The organism is Clostridioides sp. ZZV15-6383, assembly GCF_020657735.1.
Lineage (GTDB): Bacteria > Bacillota > Clostridia > Peptostreptococcales > Peptostreptococcaceae > Clostridioides > Clostridioides difficile_D.
This window is the reverse complement of the sequence record NZ_JAGWCV010000010.1, coordinates 1-17980: the sequence shown is the minus strand read 5'-3', so window position 1 is coordinate 17980 and position 17980 is coordinate 1. Positions and strand designations below refer to the sequence as shown.

19 protein-coding genes and 3 pseudogenes are annotated in these 17980 nt (G+C 37.0%); 11 read left to right on the top strand and 11 right to left on the bottom strand.

All coding sequences use genetic code 11. The annotated features are described in order from the left end of the window. Positions 1-83 precede the first annotated feature (83 nt). The 8 genes and pseudogenes from KGF42_RS05770 to KGF42_RS05735 all read right to left on the bottom strand — a co-directional run bounded on the left by KGF42_RS05770 (position 84) and on the right by KGF42_RS05735 (position 6212). Positions 84-1388, bottom strand: a complete 1305-nt coding sequence (locus KGF42_RS05770) for a tyrosine-type recombinase/integrase (protein ID WP_227825959.1) — start codon at positions 1386-1388, stop codon at positions 84-86. A gap of 3 nt (positions 1389-1391) precedes the next feature. After that, the gene (locus KGF42_RS05765) at positions 1392-1628 is read right to left on the bottom strand and encodes a helix-turn-helix domain-containing protein (RefSeq protein WP_227823561.1); all 237 of its coding nucleotides are present in this window, start codon (positions 1626-1628) and stop codon (positions 1392-1394) included. Positions 1629-2054: 426 nt separating this feature from the next. Beyond that, complete coding sequence (locus tag KGF42_RS05760) at positions 2055-2312, bottom strand: helix-turn-helix domain-containing protein (protein ID WP_054272213.1); 258 nt, start codon at positions 2310-2312, stop codon at positions 2055-2057. Then, positions 2293-2732, bottom strand: a pseudogene (locus tag KGF42_RS05755) (RNA polymerase sigma factor). The gene KGF42_RS05760 and the pseudogene KGF42_RS05755 overlap by 20 nt, the downstream one beginning before the upstream one ends. 526 nt (positions 2733-3258) lie before the next feature. Then, positions 3259-3447 (bottom strand): cysteine-rich KTR domain-containing protein, encoded by a 189-nt coding sequence (locus KGF42_RS05750; protein ID WP_054272211.1) that lies wholly within the window; start codon positions 3445-3447, stop codon positions 3259-3261. A gap of 5 nt (positions 3448-3452) precedes the next feature. Next, positions 3453-4259, bottom strand: a complete 807-nt coding sequence (locus KGF42_RS05745) for an alpha/beta fold hydrolase (protein ID WP_227825958.1) — start codon at positions 4257-4259, stop codon at positions 3453-3455. Positions 4260-4326: 67 nt separating this feature from the next. Beyond that, complete coding sequence (locus KGF42_RS05740; protein ID WP_227822512.1) at positions 4327-5595, bottom strand: MFS transporter; 1269 nt, start codon at positions 5593-5595, stop codon at positions 4327-4329. Positions 5596-5597: 2 nt separating this feature from the next. Next, positions 5598-6212: a TetR/AcrR family transcriptional regulator gene (locus KGF42_RS05735; protein ID WP_227822511.1), complete on the bottom strand. Its 615-nt coding sequence runs from the start codon at positions 6210-6212 to the stop codon at positions 5598-5600. A 215-nt stretch (positions 6213-6427) separates the two neighbouring features. On the opposite strand from KGF42_RS05735, the gene KGF42_RS05730 reads away from it, so the two are divergent. The 3 genes and pseudogenes from KGF42_RS05730 to KGF42_RS05720 all read left to right on the top strand — a co-directional run. Then, positions 6428-6781: a helix-turn-helix transcriptional regulator gene (locus KGF42_RS05730; protein ID WP_227822510.1), complete on the top strand. Its 354-nt coding sequence runs from the start codon at positions 6428-6430 to the stop codon at positions 6779-6781. A gap of 236 nt (positions 6782-7017) precedes the next feature. Then, positions 7018-7347, top strand: a complete 330-nt coding sequence (locus tag KGF42_RS05725) for a plasmid mobilization protein (RefSeq protein ID WP_227822509.1) — start codon at positions 7018-7020, stop codon at positions 7345-7347. Further along, positions 7308-8438, top strand: a pseudogene (locus tag KGF42_RS05720) (relaxase/mobilization nuclease domain-containing protein); the annotation flags it as partial. The gene KGF42_RS05725 and the pseudogene KGF42_RS05720, both read left to right, overlap by 40 nt. On the opposite strand, the pseudogene KGF42_RS05715 reads toward KGF42_RS05720, so the two are convergent. Both KGF42_RS05715 and KGF42_RS05710 read right to left on the bottom strand, forming a co-directional pair. Beyond that, positions 8397-8663: pseudogene (locus tag KGF42_RS05715) on the bottom strand (helix-turn-helix domain-containing protein); the annotation flags it as partial. The pseudogenes KGF42_RS05720 and KGF42_RS05715 overlap by 42 nt on opposite strands. Positions 8664-8874: 211 nt before the next feature. Then, positions 8875-9237, bottom strand: coding sequence for a hypothetical protein (locus tag KGF42_RS05710; protein WP_227822508.1), 363 nt, complete (start codon positions 9235-9237; stop codon positions 8875-8877). Positions 9238-9610: 373 nt separating this feature from the next. On the opposite strand from KGF42_RS05710, the gene KGF42_RS05705 reads away from it, so the two are divergent. From KGF42_RS05705 to KGF42_RS05685, 5 genes are all read left to right on the top strand, one after another. Continuing rightward, a complete protein-coding gene (locus KGF42_RS05705) occupies positions 9611-10144 on the top strand; it encodes a conserved phage C-terminal domain-containing protein (RefSeq protein ID WP_227825957.1) in 534 nt (177 codons plus the stop codon). 451 nt (positions 10145-10595) lie between these two features. Next, a complete protein-coding gene (locus KGF42_RS05700) occupies positions 10596-11897 on the top strand; it encodes a DnaB-like helicase C-terminal domain-containing protein (protein WP_227823522.1) in 1302 nt (433 codons plus the stop codon). A 75-nt stretch (positions 11898-11972) separates the two neighbouring features. Next, positions 11973-12248, top strand: coding sequence for a Mor transcription activator family protein (locus KGF42_RS05695; RefSeq protein WP_054272557.1), 276 nt, complete (start codon positions 11973-11975; stop codon positions 12246-12248). 1002 nt (positions 12249-13250) lie between these two features. Continuing rightward, positions 13251-13481 carry a 4Fe-4S dicluster domain-containing protein gene (locus KGF42_RS05690; protein ID WP_107594627.1) on the top strand — a complete coding sequence of 77 codons (231 nt, stop codon included), beginning with the start codon at positions 13251-13253 and terminating at the stop codon, positions 13479-13481. Beyond that, positions 13474-14055, top strand: a complete 582-nt coding sequence (locus tag KGF42_RS05685; RefSeq protein WP_227823489.1) for a 4Fe-4S binding protein — start codon at positions 13474-13476, stop codon at positions 14053-14055. Before KGF42_RS05690 ends, KGF42_RS05685 begins: the two co-directional genes overlap by 8 nt. A gap of 423 nt (positions 14056-14478) precedes the next feature. Here the strand turns inward: KGF42_RS05685 and KGF42_RS05680 are convergent, their stop codons facing one another. Next, complete coding sequence (locus KGF42_RS05680; protein WP_227823490.1) at positions 14479-15156, bottom strand: Crp/Fnr family transcriptional regulator; 678 nt, start codon at positions 15154-15156, stop codon at positions 14479-14481. Between the two features lie 585 nt (positions 15157-15741). On the opposite strand from KGF42_RS05680, the gene KGF42_RS05675 reads away from it, so the two are divergent. The 3 genes from KGF42_RS05675 (at position 15742) to KGF42_RS19800 (ending at position 17734) form a co-directional block, all read left to right on the top strand. Beyond that, positions 15742-16800, top strand: a complete 1059-nt coding sequence (locus KGF42_RS05675) for a DNA alkylation repair protein (RefSeq protein WP_413926996.1) — start codon at positions 15742-15744, stop codon at positions 16798-16800. A 321-nt stretch (positions 16801-17121) separates the two neighbouring features. Further along, positions 17122-17490: a nuclear transport factor 2 family protein gene (locus KGF42_RS05670; protein ID WP_054272565.1), complete on the top strand. Its 369-nt coding sequence runs from the start codon at positions 17122-17124 to the stop codon at positions 17488-17490. Positions 17491-17605: 115 nt separating this feature from the next. Continuing rightward, the gene (locus KGF42_RS19800) at positions 17606-17734 is read left to right on the top strand and encodes a hypothetical protein (protein ID WP_255643647.1); all 129 of its coding nucleotides are present in this window, start codon (positions 17606-17608) and stop codon (positions 17732-17734) included. Positions 17735-17980: the final 246 nt, after the last annotated feature.

Here is a 17980-nt window from a genome sequence, read left to right as displayed (position 1 = left end):
TTTCGGTGAATGGTGCCCAAATGGTGCCCAAATCCCACGAGGGGTTATAAAAGGCTGCAAGAAGCAGTAAAGAGATAAGGCGGTTAAAGCTCCATTTCACTGCTCTTTTTCTTTGCCGCGCTTTTTGCTTTTTTCGGCTCGGCTTCCTTTGCCTTTGCCGGGTCAGCCTGTTTGACAGCCCCATGATAAGCGTCCAGGACTTCTTTTTTGCGTTCAAGCCGCACGTCCACATAACGGGCGGTAACAGCTTCAAAGTTCATAGACAGCCCAAGCGATACGCCGATACCCGCAAGCGTGTGTCCCAACACTTCGCCTACGGTGTAGAAGTCGCCCGTCAGTTGGTGCATATTCGTAGCCGCCGTATGGCGTAAATCATGGAAACGGATATGCGGCAACTCTAAATCTTCAAGCAGCTTGCCAAACTGTGAAGATACCCACGACGCGGCGATAGGCGCACCGTCCGGCTTCGCTACAACAAGGTCGTTGTCATAGTAAGGTTTCTCGTCCTTTTCTGCCTGTTCGCGCTGTGTTTCCTGCATGGCAAACTGTTTGAGGAAGAACGGGCGGGCAAGCTCTGTGATAGGCAGCGTTCGCCCGTTGGATTTCGGCGGTGCCATTTCCTCAATGACTTTTGTTTTCGGCGGCACCTTAAAAGGTAGCTGTTCGGAAACGTCAAAGGTGTTGTTTTCCAAGTCAACATTGCGCCAACGCAAGCCCAAGATTTCAGAACGGCGCATACCGTAAAGCCCGCCTAAAATAACGGGCATTTCCCAAACAGTACCCTCTACGCGCTGCATGAGGTCTTTCACCTGTTCCGGCGTGTAAGGGTCGGGCGTCTTGTCGCTCTTTCCAAACTTCGTAAGCGTGTCCTTTGCCGCGTTGGTTTCAATGTAACGGTATTTTCGGGCATGGCTCAACGCCACGCTCAAAACACGCTTTGCCCCGGCTGCGGTGGACGGTTTCAAGCCCTTGTCGATAATCTGCTGAAACATCTTGTCTACCATAGCGGGGGTAAGTTGATTGAGGGCAACACCGCCGATATATGGATTGATATAGTTTGCAATCGTCCTTTTGTACCCGTCATAGGTTGAGGGGCGCAAGTTCACTCTGGCGTAGCCCTCCACCCAATCGTTAAGGTAGCTTGCAACGGTCTGTTTCCGCTGTGAAGTGATTGAAGCGATTTGCCCCGGATTTTGGAGCTTCGTTTTTACTTCGGCTTCATGCTGTATCGCTTCCTTTCTGGTGGCAAAGCCCTTTTTTGCATAGGATTTCTTTTTCCCGTCCGGGGCGGTGTACTTTATATTCACGTCGTAAACTGTACCGGGTCGCCCGGTCAGTACGCCGTTGCTGTCTCGTTTATTTTTGACTTGCCTTGTTGATACCGCCATAGCTTAACCTCCCTGTCCTGCCGGAGGATTTGCTTTTCGCTTTGCTCTGTGGTACCAATCCCAAATAGCAGCGTCAGCAATCAAACGGCGGTTTCCATTCTGTATATATTCAAGCTCGCCGCTATCCATAAGCTCGCGCAATTTGTTTTCCCCAATGCCGCTAATCCTGCTCATTTGCTCAACGGTCTTTAACATAGGGAATACGGGGATAGCGGGGCTTGTCATTTCCTTTTTTGCCATAGGAATACCCCCTTTCGTAAAATGGCTAAAAGGTCAATTACGAAAAAAGGCTTTAATCGGGCGGCTGTTAGCACAACCTCGCGGGAGTTTCACCCCTGCTCATTTAAGGCAGCTTTACCCATTGCCTGCGACGCTCTGAACGCTCGGACTGTGGCTGTAAAGGCTTGTCTACCCTCAATGCGTGTCGTCGCCCACAAGCTGCTAACTTGCTTCCCGGCGTTGGTGTTGGTCGCTCGGCTTTTCCCCGTAGGGGAAAAGCGTCATGGCGCACCCGCCGTATGGCTCGGCGCAAAAAGGACGTACCCGATTTGCCCTATACTGCGTCGCCGTTATCTTGCGTCGCTTTCTTTGACAAGGTGCTTACGGGGCTGCTGCGGATTGACGCGAAACGGAAAAGGGGTTAAGACGTTTCGCTATCGGGTGCAGTTATTCAGCCCGAAATGTGAGGATTGCCCTCATCAGCTTTGCTTGCAGCCTTTGGCGAATATCCTCGTCCACGCCGAAATAGGCGTTGCCGCGCTCGTCGTAGAGCTTTCGCATAGAAAGACTGGCTATGTAGCCGCTGAAATGCTGCAAGACAATTTTCATAGCGTCCGGGTCGCCCTTTGTCGCTGCCACAATGACAGGATAAGGAACAAGGGCGATTTCCGGGCAGTCGGTTTGTTTACCATTCGTTCCATTCATCAGCGTGTTCCTCCAAGTATCTTTTTAGATGTTCAAAAGAGCTTGTCCGTCTGTACTGTATTGTGCTGCGCGACGTGTCGAATAGCTTTCCAATCTCAACGTCGGTCAAGCCCTCAAAATAGTACAGCATGATAGCTTTTCTCTTTTCCTCCGGCAACGTGCGGATTGCGTCAAGCAGCAGCTTCGGCGTGATTTTCTTTCCTGCCTGTTGATAGCCCGGTTCGGCTTCTTCCCCTTGAAAATACTTGTCAAGGGTGTAAAGCTGCCGTTCCTCATGCAAGGCAAGGTCGGAAAAGTTACCTCCTTTGCTCTGTGCCGCCGGATTTCATCATGGGCGTTGCAGGCTTCGTTATGCAGCACCCGTTTACAGAAACTTTGAAAGATACATTGCTTCTGAAACTCCATGCGATTAGGTTCCATGTTCTCACCTCCTTTCGTGCCGAAAGGTAGGTAGTACCTCCCCTTTTCGCGTGATAATACAGGCGATTTTTTCAAACGCCGAATGGCGGCAAAACTTTTTTGAAAAAATCCCCCAAAAACGCAAAATGCGCCCGTCCGCAAAACGCGGACAGACGCAAAGGAATTATCAGAAGTATTTAGATGATTTGATAGTTCATACTCATGGGCGAAATATCCCAACGGCGGGGTATAGCTTTTTTTGAGCGTAGACTGTTGAAAAGATTAGATAAAGTAAAAACGGACATAGCGATACCTCCTTGATACCGCCATATCCTTAAAAAAGGGCGACCTTAATACACCCTCCGTAAATCCAATTTTGAAAAAGGAAAACGGCGGCTTTGATTATTCAAAACCGCCGCTGTTTTGTTCGGGTGTGTCCATACCGACAAGCAACGGTTTTATCTGTTGCAATTTGTCAGCAATCGCATAGTAGAAGCAGTTATCTGAAAAGAAAAGAGCCGATAACCATGAGGAACATTCTCATAGGTTATCGGCTCTGCGTCTTTGCGTCTGGCTCTTTGATAACTGACATATTGAATTGTTGTATGTTTATTAATGTTTCCTGTTTGCACTTTGGACAAAACAAGGGATAGTTAAGTAAAATTGTATCTTCTCGTATTCGATTTCTGGTTTTATTCCCGCAAATAGGGCAGCGAAGCCATTCTAATTTCATCATTCTAATTACCTGTTTAGAAAACTTATAACACGCTTATTAAAGTCTTTTGCTTCCTCATACACGGCGTGTCCAAGACCTTTGTAGATGAACAATTCGCTATCCTTAATCTTATCGGCTAATTCAATAGAAGCAGCTACACCAACAATTTTATCGTCATCTCCCCCAATTACCAAAGTAGGGCATACAATATTACCTAATTTTTCGTATGTGTTATGTTGAACGCAAGAGGTCGCCTGTATAAGAAACCGATTATAACTTTTGGGCTTGCCTATTCTCCCAAGTAAGGGATAAAGCAAACGATATTTTTTCAAGTAATTCTCCGAATAAGACTTTTCGGCTGTGTCAATCATTAGACCTTTGTGATTTCCTTGTTCTGCCAACTTAATCATATTTGTGATAACTGCTTGTACGCCGCTATTCTGCTTCGATAACGTAACTGTTAGTACCAGCTTATCGACTAAATCAGGATAATCAATCGCAAGATATTGGGCTATCATTCCGCCTTGAGAAACGCCTAAAACTTTTGCTTTAGTGATACCAAGAATTTTCATGGCTGTTGCCTGGTCTTTCGCCATATCTCTTGTAGAATAGCCCTCATTTAAATGATTTTTTCTGCTGAAAATATATACTTTGTAATCTTTTGCATACAAACGATATATCATAGCCATAGGTATAGCCATTCCTTTAACTGTGGTTAATCCATCACCCAATCCGGGAAGTATGATTAAAATGTCGTTTCCTTTTCCAAAAGAGATATAGTCCATATCTGTATCGTCAATGCCGACACTTCCGCTTTTTGCTCTCCAAAACATAACTGTTGCCTCCTTTTATTTCAAAAGTATTGTTCTTAATTTTATATACATCCTGTTTACAAACTGTCTATTCCTCGTCATTTTTCAAAACACGGTATGCAACAAATGCCAGAGCTAACAAGGTAAAAGATATTAGCAATATAGGTAAATAGGTCTGCGTTTGAAATGATTCAAGTATATTACCATATACAACTTGTCCTATCGGTGTTGTGCAATGAGCTACGGCCATAATAATTGCCATTACTTTACCCAAATTTTCATTTGATGTTTTTTTCTGCACTTTACTGATAACAAAGATGGACAGCAAAGTCAGTATAAAAGAAATTGGTATCACCCCGAACATGAAAAGCGAAAAAGCGGGATAATAGCCGAAGTTTACAACGAACGGCATAAGTGATAAGGCAACGGGTACTAACAATAGAGCGGTAGCAATGAGCCAACGGTATGTTAATTTCATTTTGAGCGACTTTGTAAAAAAGCCGATTGTCAGTGCCCCTAAAATAGCGGCAAAATTTATTAAGCCCATACCTACGCCGTACATAACGTCTGTGCTTTGCATTGTCACTCGCAAAATAATGGGAGTTCCGACAAAGATAACAGGGGATAGAATAAGGTTAATCAATGCCGCCAATATCATAGCTTTGAGAATAAATGGCTCCTTTATCGCATAGACAAAACCCTCTTTCATATCGGTAAAAATTGTTTTTATGATATTCCATTTCTGCTGCCGTTTTATAAACGGTATCTTGATAAAAATCTCCATGACTGCGGATAAAGAGAATGCAATACCACTGATGATAACAAGTGCATTAACGCCCATCATGTGATAGAAAAGTCCTCCTATAACGGGAGCGGTAACATCAGATAATGCTTGAACAGCCGTAACTATCCCGTTTGCGCTTTCTATTTTGTTTTCTTGTATCAGCAAAGGAACGCTTGCGCTCACTGCCGGGGTATACATGGAACTTATGATAGAAAGTGAAATCATAACTGCTCCAATTACAATAATAGAGGGATTTCCCGTTGACATCAGCAGGAATAAGAGAACAACAATGAAACTGCTGCTGAAATCATAAATTACCATTAAGTTACGCCGATTAAAGCGGTCTGCGATTGCCCCTCCAATCGGCATTAGCATGCGTGGGATATTGGAGATTGCGAATATGGTGGCAAACAAATCCGCACGTCCTGTTATATCCAACACATAAAGAGATAGGGCAAACCGCAGAAGTGACGAGCCTAAAATAGATATGGTCTGTCCTAAAATGATAAGATTAAAGTCTTTTGAATAACACTTATCGCCAAACAATCTTTTTTTGTCCAATTTTACAACCATATTTATATCCCGCTTTTCAAGGAGGTTACGGGTTTATCTTTACAAAAGTAATTTATAATTGCTTCCACCAAAATATCCAGCACCGCTCTTTTGGCTGATTTTGATTTAGGAATTTGATTTGTACAAGCAAATTGTAAGGCATTTAACATTCCGGTTAAAATTTCAATATTTTCATCACTTGCGTCAATATCACAAGCAGCAAGAATTGTCCTGTTAATATCTATTGTGCGCTTCTCTACTGAACGCGAAACTTCTGGCGGCAGTTTTCGCATAATATATGAAATATCCATTTCTGGCAAATAAAAAACGATACTGTCATCTTTCAAATATACCTCATATAAAATTTTGCGAACTTTTGTCCTTAAATCGAAATCTTGAGAAGCAATAAATAAAATTTCATCAACAATGTGTTGCTCCTCAAATTGTATAACATCCCAAAGCAATTCTTCCCTTGAATGGTAAAAGGAATAAAATGTACCTTTTGCAATGTGAACCCCTTTGGCAATATCCTCAACAGATACTTGTTTGATACCTTTACGCTTTAGAAGCTCTGCGCCAACCTCCAACATTGACGCTTGAATTGCAGAGCGTTCATGCTCACTAAATATTTTTGGCATATTGTTCCTCTCCTTAAATAACCGAAAATAATTATTCAGTATATATAGACTATTATATTCATTTCAGAGATTTTGTCAATCCCTATCAAAGAAAAGTGACAAATATCCAAAATGGGAAACCAATAATAATGTGTTCTATTTTGGCTAACCCTATGAATTGTGTAGACATATCCTGCGGACAATAGGAACTATACAATATAAGAGGGTGAATTGATATGGCAAAAAGACCAGTACCACTATATGACTTTGCAGCTTTCGGGCAAGCGATAAAAGAAGCTCGGACGGGCAGGAATGAGAGCCGCAAGAAAGTAAGCGATGAGATGAACATTTCCCCGCGCTACCTTGCGAACATTGAGAACAAAGGACAACAGCCGAGCCTGCAAATCTTTTATGAGCTTGTAACCCGTTACAGCATATCCGTAGACCAATTCTTTTTCCCGGACAAGACAGCCGGGAAAAGCACCGGGCGGCGGCAGCTCGACACGCTGCTTGACGGTATGAGCGATAAGGGCATACGTATTGTAACCGCAACGGCGAAAGAGATTGCAGAAGTCGAACAAGAAAACTGAATAGGCAGGAAAGAGCGTTGCAGTCTTGAATGAGGATTGCAGCGTTTTTCTTTTGTCTTGCTTTGGCAAAATGGAAATTCCGTTGTAGTAGGAGTAAGGGAGAAAGTTTCGTAGCAAGCATAGGAAGCGGGTACCCACTTCCGTATTTTCGCCCTCCCGCGCTGCGGCGCGTCGGTTGAAAATGGCTTGTTGGAAAGTGTCCCAAACCCTCTAAAAATGGAAAGGAGCGTCAGAGCATGGACGGACGGAAAAGGACGGTGCAAATCAAGTTTCGCGTTACAGAAGATGAACGCGATTTAATCCTTGAAAAAATGAAGCTCATACCCACCCGGAACATGGCGGCATATCTGCGTAAAATCGCAATAGACGGGTATATCATACAGGTAGACCATAGCGACATAAAGGCAATGACAGCGGAAATACAGAAAATCGGGGTCAACGTCAATCAGATAGCGCGGCGCGTTAATTCGACGGGCAGCGTCTACCAAGAGGACATAGAGGAAATCAAGGGGGTGCTGAATGAGATATGGCGGTTACAAAGATTAAGCCTATTAAAAGCACGTTGAGTAAAGCCCTTGACTATATCCAAAACCCGGACAAGACGGACGGAAAAATGCTTGTGTCCTCTTTTGGCTGCTCCGCTGAAACGGCAGATATTGAGTTCGGATTTACTTTGTCGCAAGCGTTGGATAAGGGAAACAACCTCGCCCACCACCTCATGCAATCCTTTGAGCCGGGGGAAGTGGATTATCAGACCGCCCATGAAATCGGGCGGCAGCTTGCCGACGCTGTAACAAAGGGGCAGTATGAATACGTCCTGACGACGCACATAGACAAGGGGCATATCCATAATCATGTGCTTTTCTGCGCCGTCAACTTCGTAGACCACCATAAGTATAATTCCAATAAGCGCACCTATTACGGTATACGGAACATCAGCGACAAGCTGTGCCGGGAACATGGCTTATCCGTCGTCGTTCCCGGTAAGGGCAGCAAGGGAAAAAGTTATGCGGAGTACCAGGCTGAAAGGACGGGTACGAGTTGGAAAGGCAAGCTCAAAATCGCCGTTGATACACTTATTCCCCAAGCGTCTACCTTTGAGGAATTGCTAACGCTGCTGCAAACGGCGGGTTATGAGATAAAGCAGGGAAAATACATATCGTGCCGCGCACCGGGGCAGGAACGCTTTACCCGCCTAAAGACGCTCGGCGCGGACTATACAGAGGAAGCCTTAACGGAACGGATAAGCGGCAAGCGCACCCGCACCACCAAAGCCCCGAAACAGGAGCGCGGCGGTATCTCCCTTGTCATTGACATTCAAAACAGTATCAAGGCACAAGAGAGCCGGGGCTATGAGCAATGGGCGAAAATCCACAATCTAAAACAGGCGGCAAAGACGCTTAATTTCTTAACGGAACATCAGATAGAGCAGTACGCCGATTTGACCGCCAAGATAGCGGAAATCGGGGCGGCAAACGAACAGACCGCCGACGCGCTCAAAGGCGCGGAAAAGCGGCTTGCGGATATGGCGGTACTTATCAAGAACATTACCACATACCAAAAGACAAAGCCCGCCTATGACGCATACCGGGCGGCAAAGGATAAAGGGCAGTACCGCGCCGCGCAAGCGTCCTTTCTCGTCGCGCTCCCGGCTGCGGACAATATACCCGGCTCGTTCAAGCTCCCGTACCGCTTCGCGGATAGCGTCGATTTTCTCCCGGTTGATGTGGGATAGCCCCGCAAGGGTATAGTCCCAATCCTCCGGCAAGGACAGCATTTGCGACAAAAGCCCTTTCGCCTTTAGGGTCAGCTCCTTATTGCGTAAGTGGTGGTTGCTCATTACGGTATAGCCCTTGTTTCGCTCCACGCGGAAAACTGCCATAGCTTCATCACTCCTTTGCTGTGGATTTGTTACGCGGTAGAAGCGCGATTTTGAGGGAAAAGGTATATTTCCCTTGCCTTGTCAAAACCGCGCCCGCAAAGCCGCATGATACAAGGCTTCTATTGGCTCTACTGCGTAACGTGAGGGCATGAAAAAAGCGGCGTTCCTTTTCTCCCCTGTGGGGATTGAGAAACGCCGCCTGTGCGGGTCGTTATTCTTTTTCATCAGCGATAATGTCCTGCATGACTTCGCCAAAGTCTGCCGTAAAGGAAAAGATGAAATATTCCAAAACGTCGGGGTCTGCGTCCATCGGCTCGGCTTCCTCGGTGAAGCGCAAGCCCATAAGCCCGTAAAGCAGCTTAATGATTTTGAACAGCTTGCCCCGGTCGGCGGGGGTGTTCATGGTAACGAGTACGTCCGTCAGGCGGTTTACGGTTTCCATGTCGCCGCCCGTCGTTACCCATACCATTTCTGCGAATGGCTGCGTGATTGCCCCGGCGACAAGGTTTATCTTATCCTTGCTGATTTCGCCGGACGGGGTTATAATACCCTTGTCTAAAAGTACGTTATTCATGTCGTCCTCCTTTATTTTGTGGTGCTAAAATGGTGCCCGGTCTTACAAAAACACCTTGTACGGAGATACGGCAAGATAAATGAAGATATGCGGAAAACCTTGATTTTTAGCCATTTTCTCATGGTGTCATAAACATTTATGAGGGCTTGTAAGAAGATTTCCGTCTATCAAATCAATAAAAAATAAATCCATTTCAAATGTTAACACTATCAAAAAATACATCAATGAATCTTTTGATGTAAGAAAATCAAGAGGAGAAAATTCTAATTCGCAATCAGAGTCAATAAATCTAAACTTTAATGATACATACAATGACATATATAAAAGAACGAATAATGGTATAGAAAATAATCAAACTAAAAATGCTACGAAATTGAGCAATAGTAAATTGTCTAATGATACAGGTATGACAAATAAAAAGAATGATTTTAATCATACTCATTACATGCAAAAAGGGACTAAATCTGTAACAAAGAAAAAAGAATCCTTAAATAAATTTAATAAAAAAAATATACAGCAAAGTATCATAAATATGCTAAATAAAAAATCAGGTAAGAATTTTAAAATCAATTCTCCAATAAGTATAAAACTTATCAATGAGAGGCTAAAGGAGGGCTATGTCTTAGAAGATTTCTACAAAGTTATTGAGGTAAAAGTGGCTAAGTGGAAAAATACCATAATGGAAATGTATATAAGACCAGAAACCTTATTTAGCTATAAGTTTGAATCCTATGTAAATGAAAATATATCTATGAAAAGTCAAAGTAATGTTCACCAGTGTAAAGAAGGCACTAGTAATGATAGTAGTAATTATATACATTCTGATTATACAACGTATGATGACAGTATGCGTGAGAGAAAAAAATATGAAAATGTAAGATATTGGAATCCGATATGTGAAATTTAATTAGTCTAAGAATGTATTTATGATAAATAAGATATTAATAGCAAATGGTGAACTATAGCAAATGATATATCAATAACTAGTAGTGAATTATAGTGAACGATATATCAATAATTGATAGTAAGTTATATTAAATAAGATATTACTATCGGGTAGTAAATTATAGTGAACGATATATTAATAATTGGTAGTGAATTATATCAAATAAGATATTACTATCATGTGGTAAATTATGTAAAACAATATATCGATAACTAGTAGTGAATCATAATAAACAATGTATCAGAATAAATAGTATATTAATAATTCGTAGTATATTAATAATTCGTAGTATATCATGACGAATAATATAGTCATAATTAATAGTGAATCATAACAAATAATGTATTTATAATTGATAATGTATTTAAAAATCAAAATACAAAAACTTATGAGGAAAGAGAGATTAATTTATATGGGTAAATCAAAAGATGTTGAAATAGAAATGTCTATTTTAGGCACAATTCTTTTAGACAATAAATTAAGCTATAAGCTAGATGAATTAAATGAAAATATGTTTATGAATGATATATGTCTTGAGATATTTAAAATTATGAAAGAACTTAAAAAAGAAAATATAGTAATTGATGTGGCTACTGTGAAATCAAAGATAGATAAAAAATCTCTGTTAATAAAAACGAGTGATGTGACTAGTATAATTACTTGGGGTCAGAATTTTGGGCTTGATGGTCATATTAAAATTTTAAAAGAAAATTTAGCTAGAAGAAGCATAAATCAAAACTGCCAAAACCTTTTACACAGTCTAAACCTTGGAGAAAATATCGATACTTGTATTTACAAGTTTGAAAGTAATATAAAACAGATTTTGGATAAGGATACTGATGAAGATGACGATGTAAATAGTATAGCAGGAAAGGTACTCGATTTTTTAGAAAATAAAAAAGATATTGGATTTAAATTTGGTATAAAATTACTTGATACTACTATAGGAGGTCTTTTTAAAGGGGAGCTAACTACAATAGCAGCTAAATCAGGGGTTGGGAAGACTGCTTTGGCACTTCAAATAATGTTAAATTCATTTAAACAAGGTAAAAAGACTTTATTTATAAGTAGAGAAATGACCAGCGAGCAAGTATTTATGAGAAATATATGCAGAGTAACTGGTGTAAGTACAAGGAATATGAAATCTAAAGAGATAAATGAAAATGATTGGAAACTTATTGTAAATGCAATAGGTGATTTAAGTGAAAATAACTTAATTTATATCAATGATAAGATAGCTACAATTAGTGCAATTAGAAAGAGGATAAGGCAGGTAAAGCCAGATTTATTAATAGTAGATTATGTGCAACTCCTTACATCTCAGAAAAGTATGGATAAAAGAGAAAGGGAGGTAGCTACTTTTTCAAGAGAACTTAAAAATATGACTTTAGATTTTAATATACCCGTAATTCAATTAAGTCAGTTAAATGATGAAATGAAAGATTCAAGACCTTATGGAGATAGACCTATGAGGGATAGCAAAGCCATCTACCACGATAGCAACAATGTGGTTTATATACATCAATTAAAAGGGAGTGATTATGAAGAAGCAGTGAAGGATATTGGAGAAAGTGAGGAGGCAGTTAGAGCATCAGAATACAGGGGAATTAAGATGGTTGATTTAATAGTTGCGAAGTGTAGAGATGGACAGACTAGGCATAAGCATTTTTGTTACTTTGGGGATAAGTTACATTTTCAAGAACTAAATTATTAGGTCAATAAAATAGTAATAACAAGCTTATTAAAAGTCAAGAAATAGCAAATAGATTATAAAATATGAGGTGAAAATATGTTGGAATTAACAAAAATTATAGAATTACTTGAAGAGCACAAGATAGAGGTAAGTATTCCAAAGGAGTTACATAAGTACAGTTTATTGGAATACCTTGAATTGTGTCAACAAAGTGGGGGAACATATTTTTATATTAAGACATTGGAAGGGGCTTTAAAAGAGGCTAGAAATGAGCTTATGATTAAATTATTTAATGGAAAAAATTATATGGAGTTAGCGAGAATGTTTGATATGAGTGTTATTAATGTCAGGCATATTGTTAGAAAAAAATAGATATTTTTTGGATAATACAAGTATGATATATTTATGAAATAGAAGTTATTATAGTTGAAATAAAATTGTGGTCAGTAGATTAAAGTTGTGTATAAGTTTAAGATTATAGAGGAGTATAGGTGTGACTAACAGCATGATTTTGTGAATAAAATTGAGGGTATATATGAGCTAAATGTGTGGTTAATAAGGTAAGACTGTGTATAAGATTATGAGTATGTAAAAGATTAGGTTATAATTAATAATGTAAAGTTGTGTGTTTAGTTAAGATTATATAAGAATTTAATAGATTAAACTATACTAATAAGGTAAAGTCATGTGTTTAGTTAAAGCTTACTATAAAATCTTGATACGTGATTAATGATGCAATATGTGAATAAAGTTAAGATTATAATAGATTTAAATTGTGACTAATAGAGTAAGATTGTGAATAAAGTTAAGATTATAATAGGTTTAAATTGTGATTAATAGAGTAAGATTGTGAATAAAGTTAAAATTATAATAGGTTTAAATTGTGATTAATAGAGTAAGATTGTGAATAAAGATAAACTTCTATATGAGCTTAACTTGTGATTAATAGAGTAAGGTGTAAATAAAGATAAACTTCTATATGAGTTTAACTTGTGATTAATAGAGTAAGGTGTAAATAAAGATAAACTTCTATATGAGTTTAATTTGTGATTAATAAAATAAGATTGTGAATAAAGTTATAGTTTTAGATGGGTCTAACCTGTGATTAGTAGAATACGATTATATATAAAATTATAGAGCTGTATAAGAAAATATTATAGATATATTAAATATTAGATAATAAATATTTATATAAATACACAAAAGAGAAGGCGATATGAAGTTAAATTTAATGACTTCATATCGTTTTTTATTTGAAATTTCTCTGTATCTAGAGTGTGATTTTTAATATTGAAATTTTATGTGATTAAGTCACAGATAAAAAGTAAGTATCCTGATATAATTCTTATAGATTAATAATATAGGGAGGTTATTATGTCTAATAAAAAAAAGAAGTATGCAAATATTTTAGAAAATGAGTGTGTAGCTTGTGGAAGCTGTATAAAAGCATGTCCAAGGGGTGCTATTTCAGTTCCCTATGGAACTAGTGCAAAAATTGATATAGACTTATGTGTTGGGTGTGGTATTTGTAAAAAGATATGTCCAGCATCTGTAATTGAGATTATAACAATATTAAAAGAGGAAGAAGGTAAGTGTCATGAATAATAAAAAACATTGGTATGACTATTTATGGATTTTTTCTTCAATATATTTGATATTGGGATTTGGAAATATTATTTTCGCTTGGATTGGATTAATTTGTTTCTTTGTTCCAATAATTATTTCTATTGTCAAGGGAAATAAAGCGTATTGTAATAAGTATTGTGGAAGAGGGCAACTGTTTAATTTGCTTGGAAATAAATTAAAGCTGTCAAGAAATAAAGATATTCCTAAATTTATTAGAAGTAAGTGGTTTAGATATGGTTTTTTGACATTTTTTATGGTGATGTTTGCCAACATGCTTTTTTCAACTTATTTAGTATTTGAAGGAAGTAGAAATTTTAAAGAAGTAGTGACTTTGTTGTGGACTATAAAAATGCCTTGGCAATGGGCATATCATGGGACTTTAGTTTCACCTTGGGTGGTACAGTTTGCATTTGGTTTTTATAGTGTTATGCTTACATCAACTGTTCTTGGATTGATTACTATGATGTTGTTTAAACCTCGTTCATGGTGTGTTTATTGCCCTATGGGTACTATGACCCAGATGATATGTAAGGCAAAGAGTAAGTCTGTATAGATAGAGTTTGTGTGAAATAAACTTGTTTATACTTCTTTTTGATGATTTATTTTCTATCTTACTAGGTCTATATAAGTACACTATATGAAACGGTTATACTTTATCTATATAAATATAGTATAATTGTTTTATATAGTGTATTTTAAAATTCAACTATAAGTATTAGAGTATAAAAAGGAGATTCATATGATGAAACGAGATATTTACTCAGTACAGTTAGATTATATGTTAGCATAATGTACTGAGTAAAATGTTAAATTAATTTGCTAACAAATAGAACTGTACTGCTAAAAACTTTAGGTTTTATTAACTTGAAATGATTAATAATTATTACATTAAATTTTAAAAAATAAGGAAACATTTTATCTATAAAATTATTCTAAGTTAATAAAGTAAAATAAATAAGGATAGGTGTACAGCCTCTTATACTGTCAAAGAACGAAGTTTATCTTTATCCAATACTTTTATTCCACCACGAGATAAAGACACAATGCCTTCCCTAGCAAAATACTTTAACATTCTTGATACAACCTCTCTAGCACTACCCATATACTTAGCAATTTGCTCATGAGTCATATTTATAGTACTACTGCCATTTTTAGCTATCTCATCAATTAAAAAAGATGCCAAACGCTTATCAAAACTCATAAAGAGAATTTGTTGCATTGCCCACATAACATCAGAAAAACGTTCAGTAGCTAATCTATATGAAAATAACTCTGCATGAACATTTTCTGTAGATAATTTTGCAAAAACAGACGAACTAATCTGTATAATATCGCAGTCTGTTTCAGCATCTATATAGACATCAAAAGTTATTGTTTTTAGAATACAAGAAGCTGATAAAATACATACATCTCCATTATCAAGACGGAAGAGTGTAACCTCACGACCTTCATCTGAGAGTATGTATGTTCGTATTGTTCCAGACTTTATAATCAAGATACCAATACAGTCACTATCACCACAATGTATTGGATTTCCTTTTTTATAATGGGAGATGTTTGCTGAAGAGATTAATAAGTCTTTTTGCAAGTCAGTGAGTTCATCCCAAAAAGGCAAACTGTGTGTAAGTATATCAATATCATTTTGTGAAATCATACAATATCTCCTTTCTTAAGGTGTTATAATCCAATGATACAAGTGAATGGATAAAATAACAAGTAGTTTGTTAATAGGATTATTTAATCAGATATTAATAGTATGATTTTTGTAGAAAAAATATGATAATATCTATATTCTTTACTATTAATAAGAAAATTATATAAGCAGGGAAGTTAACTTAATCATTGGCAAAAGCTATTATAGTTAATAATAGGATATTGGAAAAATAATTAATAATGAGATATTGGAAAAAATGTAACGAATGTATACAAACTGAAAAGTATATTTTAAATAAATCATACTTAACTAACATAGAATATTAAAATTTATAAGGATAAATATAAGTTGGCAATGTATAGAAATAAAAGACAATATAGTTATGATAAATGACTTTATAAAGATAAGTATAAATTAGCAATCTTAATATGGGAAAATAATTATATATAAAAAACAAAGATAAGATTACTGTATTTTATTAGAAAGATTTAGCAATATGACACACTGTTGTCGTGTCATCTGATATATGATTAATAAATCAAACACAAAAGGAGAGATTTTTATATGCCAGATTTACTAAAAAACATGTTTAATCACGAGTCACTTCGTAAGGCTGCATTAGCTATCCAATCAGTTTACAGTTCATTTCAAGTGGACGAGTTCATAAACTCGACAATGGATGAAACCTGGAATAATTTAGAGTTAAAAGCCAGATGTCGAAAAATAAGTACGAATTTGGGAATGTATTTACCAAAAGACTACAAGGAAGCTCTTTCTATTCTTGAAAAATCAGTCAGGGGTTTTCCATTTGCTTTTTTCTTTCCAGATTTTGTTGAAGTTTATGGTCAGGATGACGTAAATTGGGATTTATCTATAAGTACATTAGAAAGAAATACTGAATATTGGTCTTCTGAATTTGCTGTGAGAGCATTTATCATAAAAGATGAAGAGCGTATGATGGCACAGATGCGTGAATGGTCTAAGCATAAAAACGAACATGTACGAAGACTTGCAAGTGAAGGCTGTCGTCCTCAGTTGCCATGGGGAAAAGCAATAGCCAAATTTAAAAAAGACCCTACACCTGTTTTGCCTATATTAGAGGAAGTTAAAACAGATACATCGACATATGTACAAAAGAGTGTTGCTAATAATCTAAACGATATTTCAAAAACACATCCAGATTTAGTTACAAATATAGCAAAAGATTGGTATGGTAAAAACAAATCTACCAACTGGATTGTAAAGCATGGTTGCAGAACTCTACTAAAAAAAGGTAATCGTGAGGTATTGGCTCTTTTTGGATATGATGATACTACTTCGACAAATATTCAAGACTTTACCTTAGAAACAACGTCTATTTCTATTGGAGATGATTTAACTTTTTCATTTAAGATTTTGGCAAAAAAAGCGACAAAAATAAGGCTTGAATACGGAATTGATTATGTGAAATCCAGTGGAAAAAGGAATAGGAAGATATTTAAAATATCGGAAGTTTCATTAAAAGAAAATGAGAAAAAGTTATACATGAAAAAGCACTCATTTGCAGATGTAAGTGTAAGGAGACATTATCCAGGTATCCACTCGATTACTATTATTGTTAATGGGATAGAACAAGGTAAACTTAATTTTGAATTAGGTGTATAATTTTACTAACAGAATAATCTATATCAGATACTTTGCTAAACTTATATAATATATTTTACTAAATCTATATTAAGTAGTTTACTACTTGTTTACTGAATTTAAATACAAAGAAATACAGGTGCTAATCCCTGCCCATTAAAGGAATATGAGCATAACACAAAAGTAGAACTTATCAATTCTGTTACGGGTACAGTAAAATCCGTAGAATCACAATTAGCAGATGAAGTGTAAAAAATAAGTTACTGGTGATTTTAGTTGCTAGTGATATTGAATAGTTATACAATAGCCATATAAATTAGAATTTGTAGAGGAGAAATGTAAATGAATGTATATAGTTTTTGGAATGACACTTTGGCACAAGATGCTGTTAAGATAAGAAAATATTTTCATGAAGATGCTTATATTAATTGGCATGATACAAATGAGCATTTTACTTTAGAAGAATTTATCATTGCAAATTGTGAGTATCCTGATAAATGGGATGGTAAAGTAGAAAAGGTGCTAGAATTTGGAAATTTAGTAATTACAGTGACACATGTTTATGCAGTAAATAAACCACTATCATTTCATGTCGTTTCATTTATTAATCTTGAAGATGATAAGATTATTTCTATTGATGAATATTGGGGAGAGGATGACAATGTGCCACAGTGGAGATTAGATAAACATATAGGAAAGCCAATAAAATAACGTTTGTTCTGTTTTATAACTAGAATTTTGATAATATTTGATATTTTGATTTATGATTGGTCAACATAGTCGTTAGTGTAATAATTTAAAAGTGAGAATTTGGAGTGTGAACATTATGGAAGAAAAATATATCTTATCTGAACGAGGAAAAATATATTATTGGATAAAAGAAAGCAATAGTGTGCTTGCAAAGAACTTAATTTTTTTACCAGGACTAACAGCAAATCATCATCTTTTTGATTAAAAAATAGCTACGCACACTCGTGACTTTAGTCATGAGTTAGTAGCTAAAATAGTCAGCATATAGGGAAACCTATATGTAGAGATAGGATAGAACCTATCCAATACTACTTGAATTGCTGGAAACCCCTAAAGCTAACCAAACTAAAACATAAGGATGAAATAAACCTAAGTGTGAAAGTTACGAAAGTAGAAAAAATTGGTTAGATGGTATAAGGTTAAACCCTAAGTACTTTAAAATGGGCAATCA

Excerpts from the sequence above, each read along its gene's own strand:
- KGF42_RS05770 (WP_227825959.1), bottom strand. The coding sequence starts at position 1,388 with ATGGCGGTATCAACAAGGCAAGTCAAAAATAAACGAGACAGCAACGGC.
- KGF42_RS05765 (WP_227823561.1), bottom strand. The coding sequence starts at position 1,628 with ATGGCAAAAAAGGAAATGACAAGCCCCGCTATCCCCGTATTCCCTATG.
- KGF42_RS05760 (WP_054272213.1), bottom strand. The coding sequence starts at position 2,312 with ATGAATGGAACGAATGGTAAACAAACCGACTGCCCGGAAATCGCCCTT.
- KGF42_RS05750 (WP_054272211.1), bottom strand. The coding sequence starts at position 3,447 with ATGATGAAATTAGAATGGCTTCGCTGCCCTATTTGCGGGAATAAAACC.
- KGF42_RS05745 (WP_227825958.1), bottom strand. The coding sequence starts at position 4,259 with ATGTTTTGGAGAGCAAAAAGCGGAAGTGTCGGCATTGACGATACAGAT.
- KGF42_RS05740 (WP_227822512.1), bottom strand. The coding sequence starts at position 5,595 with ATGGTTGTAAAATTGGACAAAAAAAGATTGTTTGGCGATAAGTGTTAT.
- KGF42_RS05735 (WP_227822511.1), bottom strand. The coding sequence starts at position 6,212 with ATGCCAAAAATATTTAGTGAGCATGAACGCTCTGCAATTCAAGCGTCA.
- KGF42_RS05730 (WP_227822510.1), top strand. The coding sequence starts at position 6,428 with ATGGCAAAAAGACCAGTACCACTATATGACTTTGCAGCTTTCGGGCAA.
- KGF42_RS05725 (WP_227822509.1), top strand. The coding sequence starts at position 7,018 with ATGGACGGACGGAAAAGGACGGTGCAAATCAAGTTTCGCGTTACAGAA.
- KGF42_RS05710 (WP_227822508.1), bottom strand. The coding sequence starts at position 9,237 with ATGAATAACGTACTTTTAGACAAGGGTATTATAACCCCGTCCGGCGAA.
- KGF42_RS05700 (WP_227823522.1), top strand. The coding sequence starts at position 10,596 with ATGGGTAAATCAAAAGATGTTGAAATAGAAATGTCTATTTTAGGCACA.
- KGF42_RS05695 (WP_054272557.1), top strand. The coding sequence starts at position 11,973 with ATGTTGGAATTAACAAAAATTATAGAATTACTTGAAGAGCACAAGATA.
- KGF42_RS05690 (WP_107594627.1), top strand. The coding sequence starts at position 13,251 with ATGTCTAATAAAAAAAAGAAGTATGCAAATATTTTAGAAAATGAGTGT.
- KGF42_RS05685 (WP_227823489.1), top strand. The coding sequence starts at position 13,474 with ATGAATAATAAAAAACATTGGTATGACTATTTATGGATTTTTTCTTCA.
- KGF42_RS05680 (WP_227823490.1), bottom strand. The coding sequence starts at position 15,156 with ATGATTTCACAAAATGATATTGATATACTTACACACAGTTTGCCTTTT.
- KGF42_RS05675 (WP_413926996.1), top strand. The coding sequence starts at position 15,742 with ATGTTTAATCACGAGTCACTTCGTAAGGCTGCATTAGCTATCCAATCA.
- KGF42_RS05670 (WP_054272565.1), top strand. The coding sequence starts at position 17,122 with ATGAATGTATATAGTTTTTGGAATGACACTTTGGCACAAGATGCTGTT.
- KGF42_RS19800 (WP_255643647.1), top strand. The coding sequence starts at position 17,606 with ATGGAAGAAAAATATATCTTATCTGAACGAGGAAAAATATATTATTGG.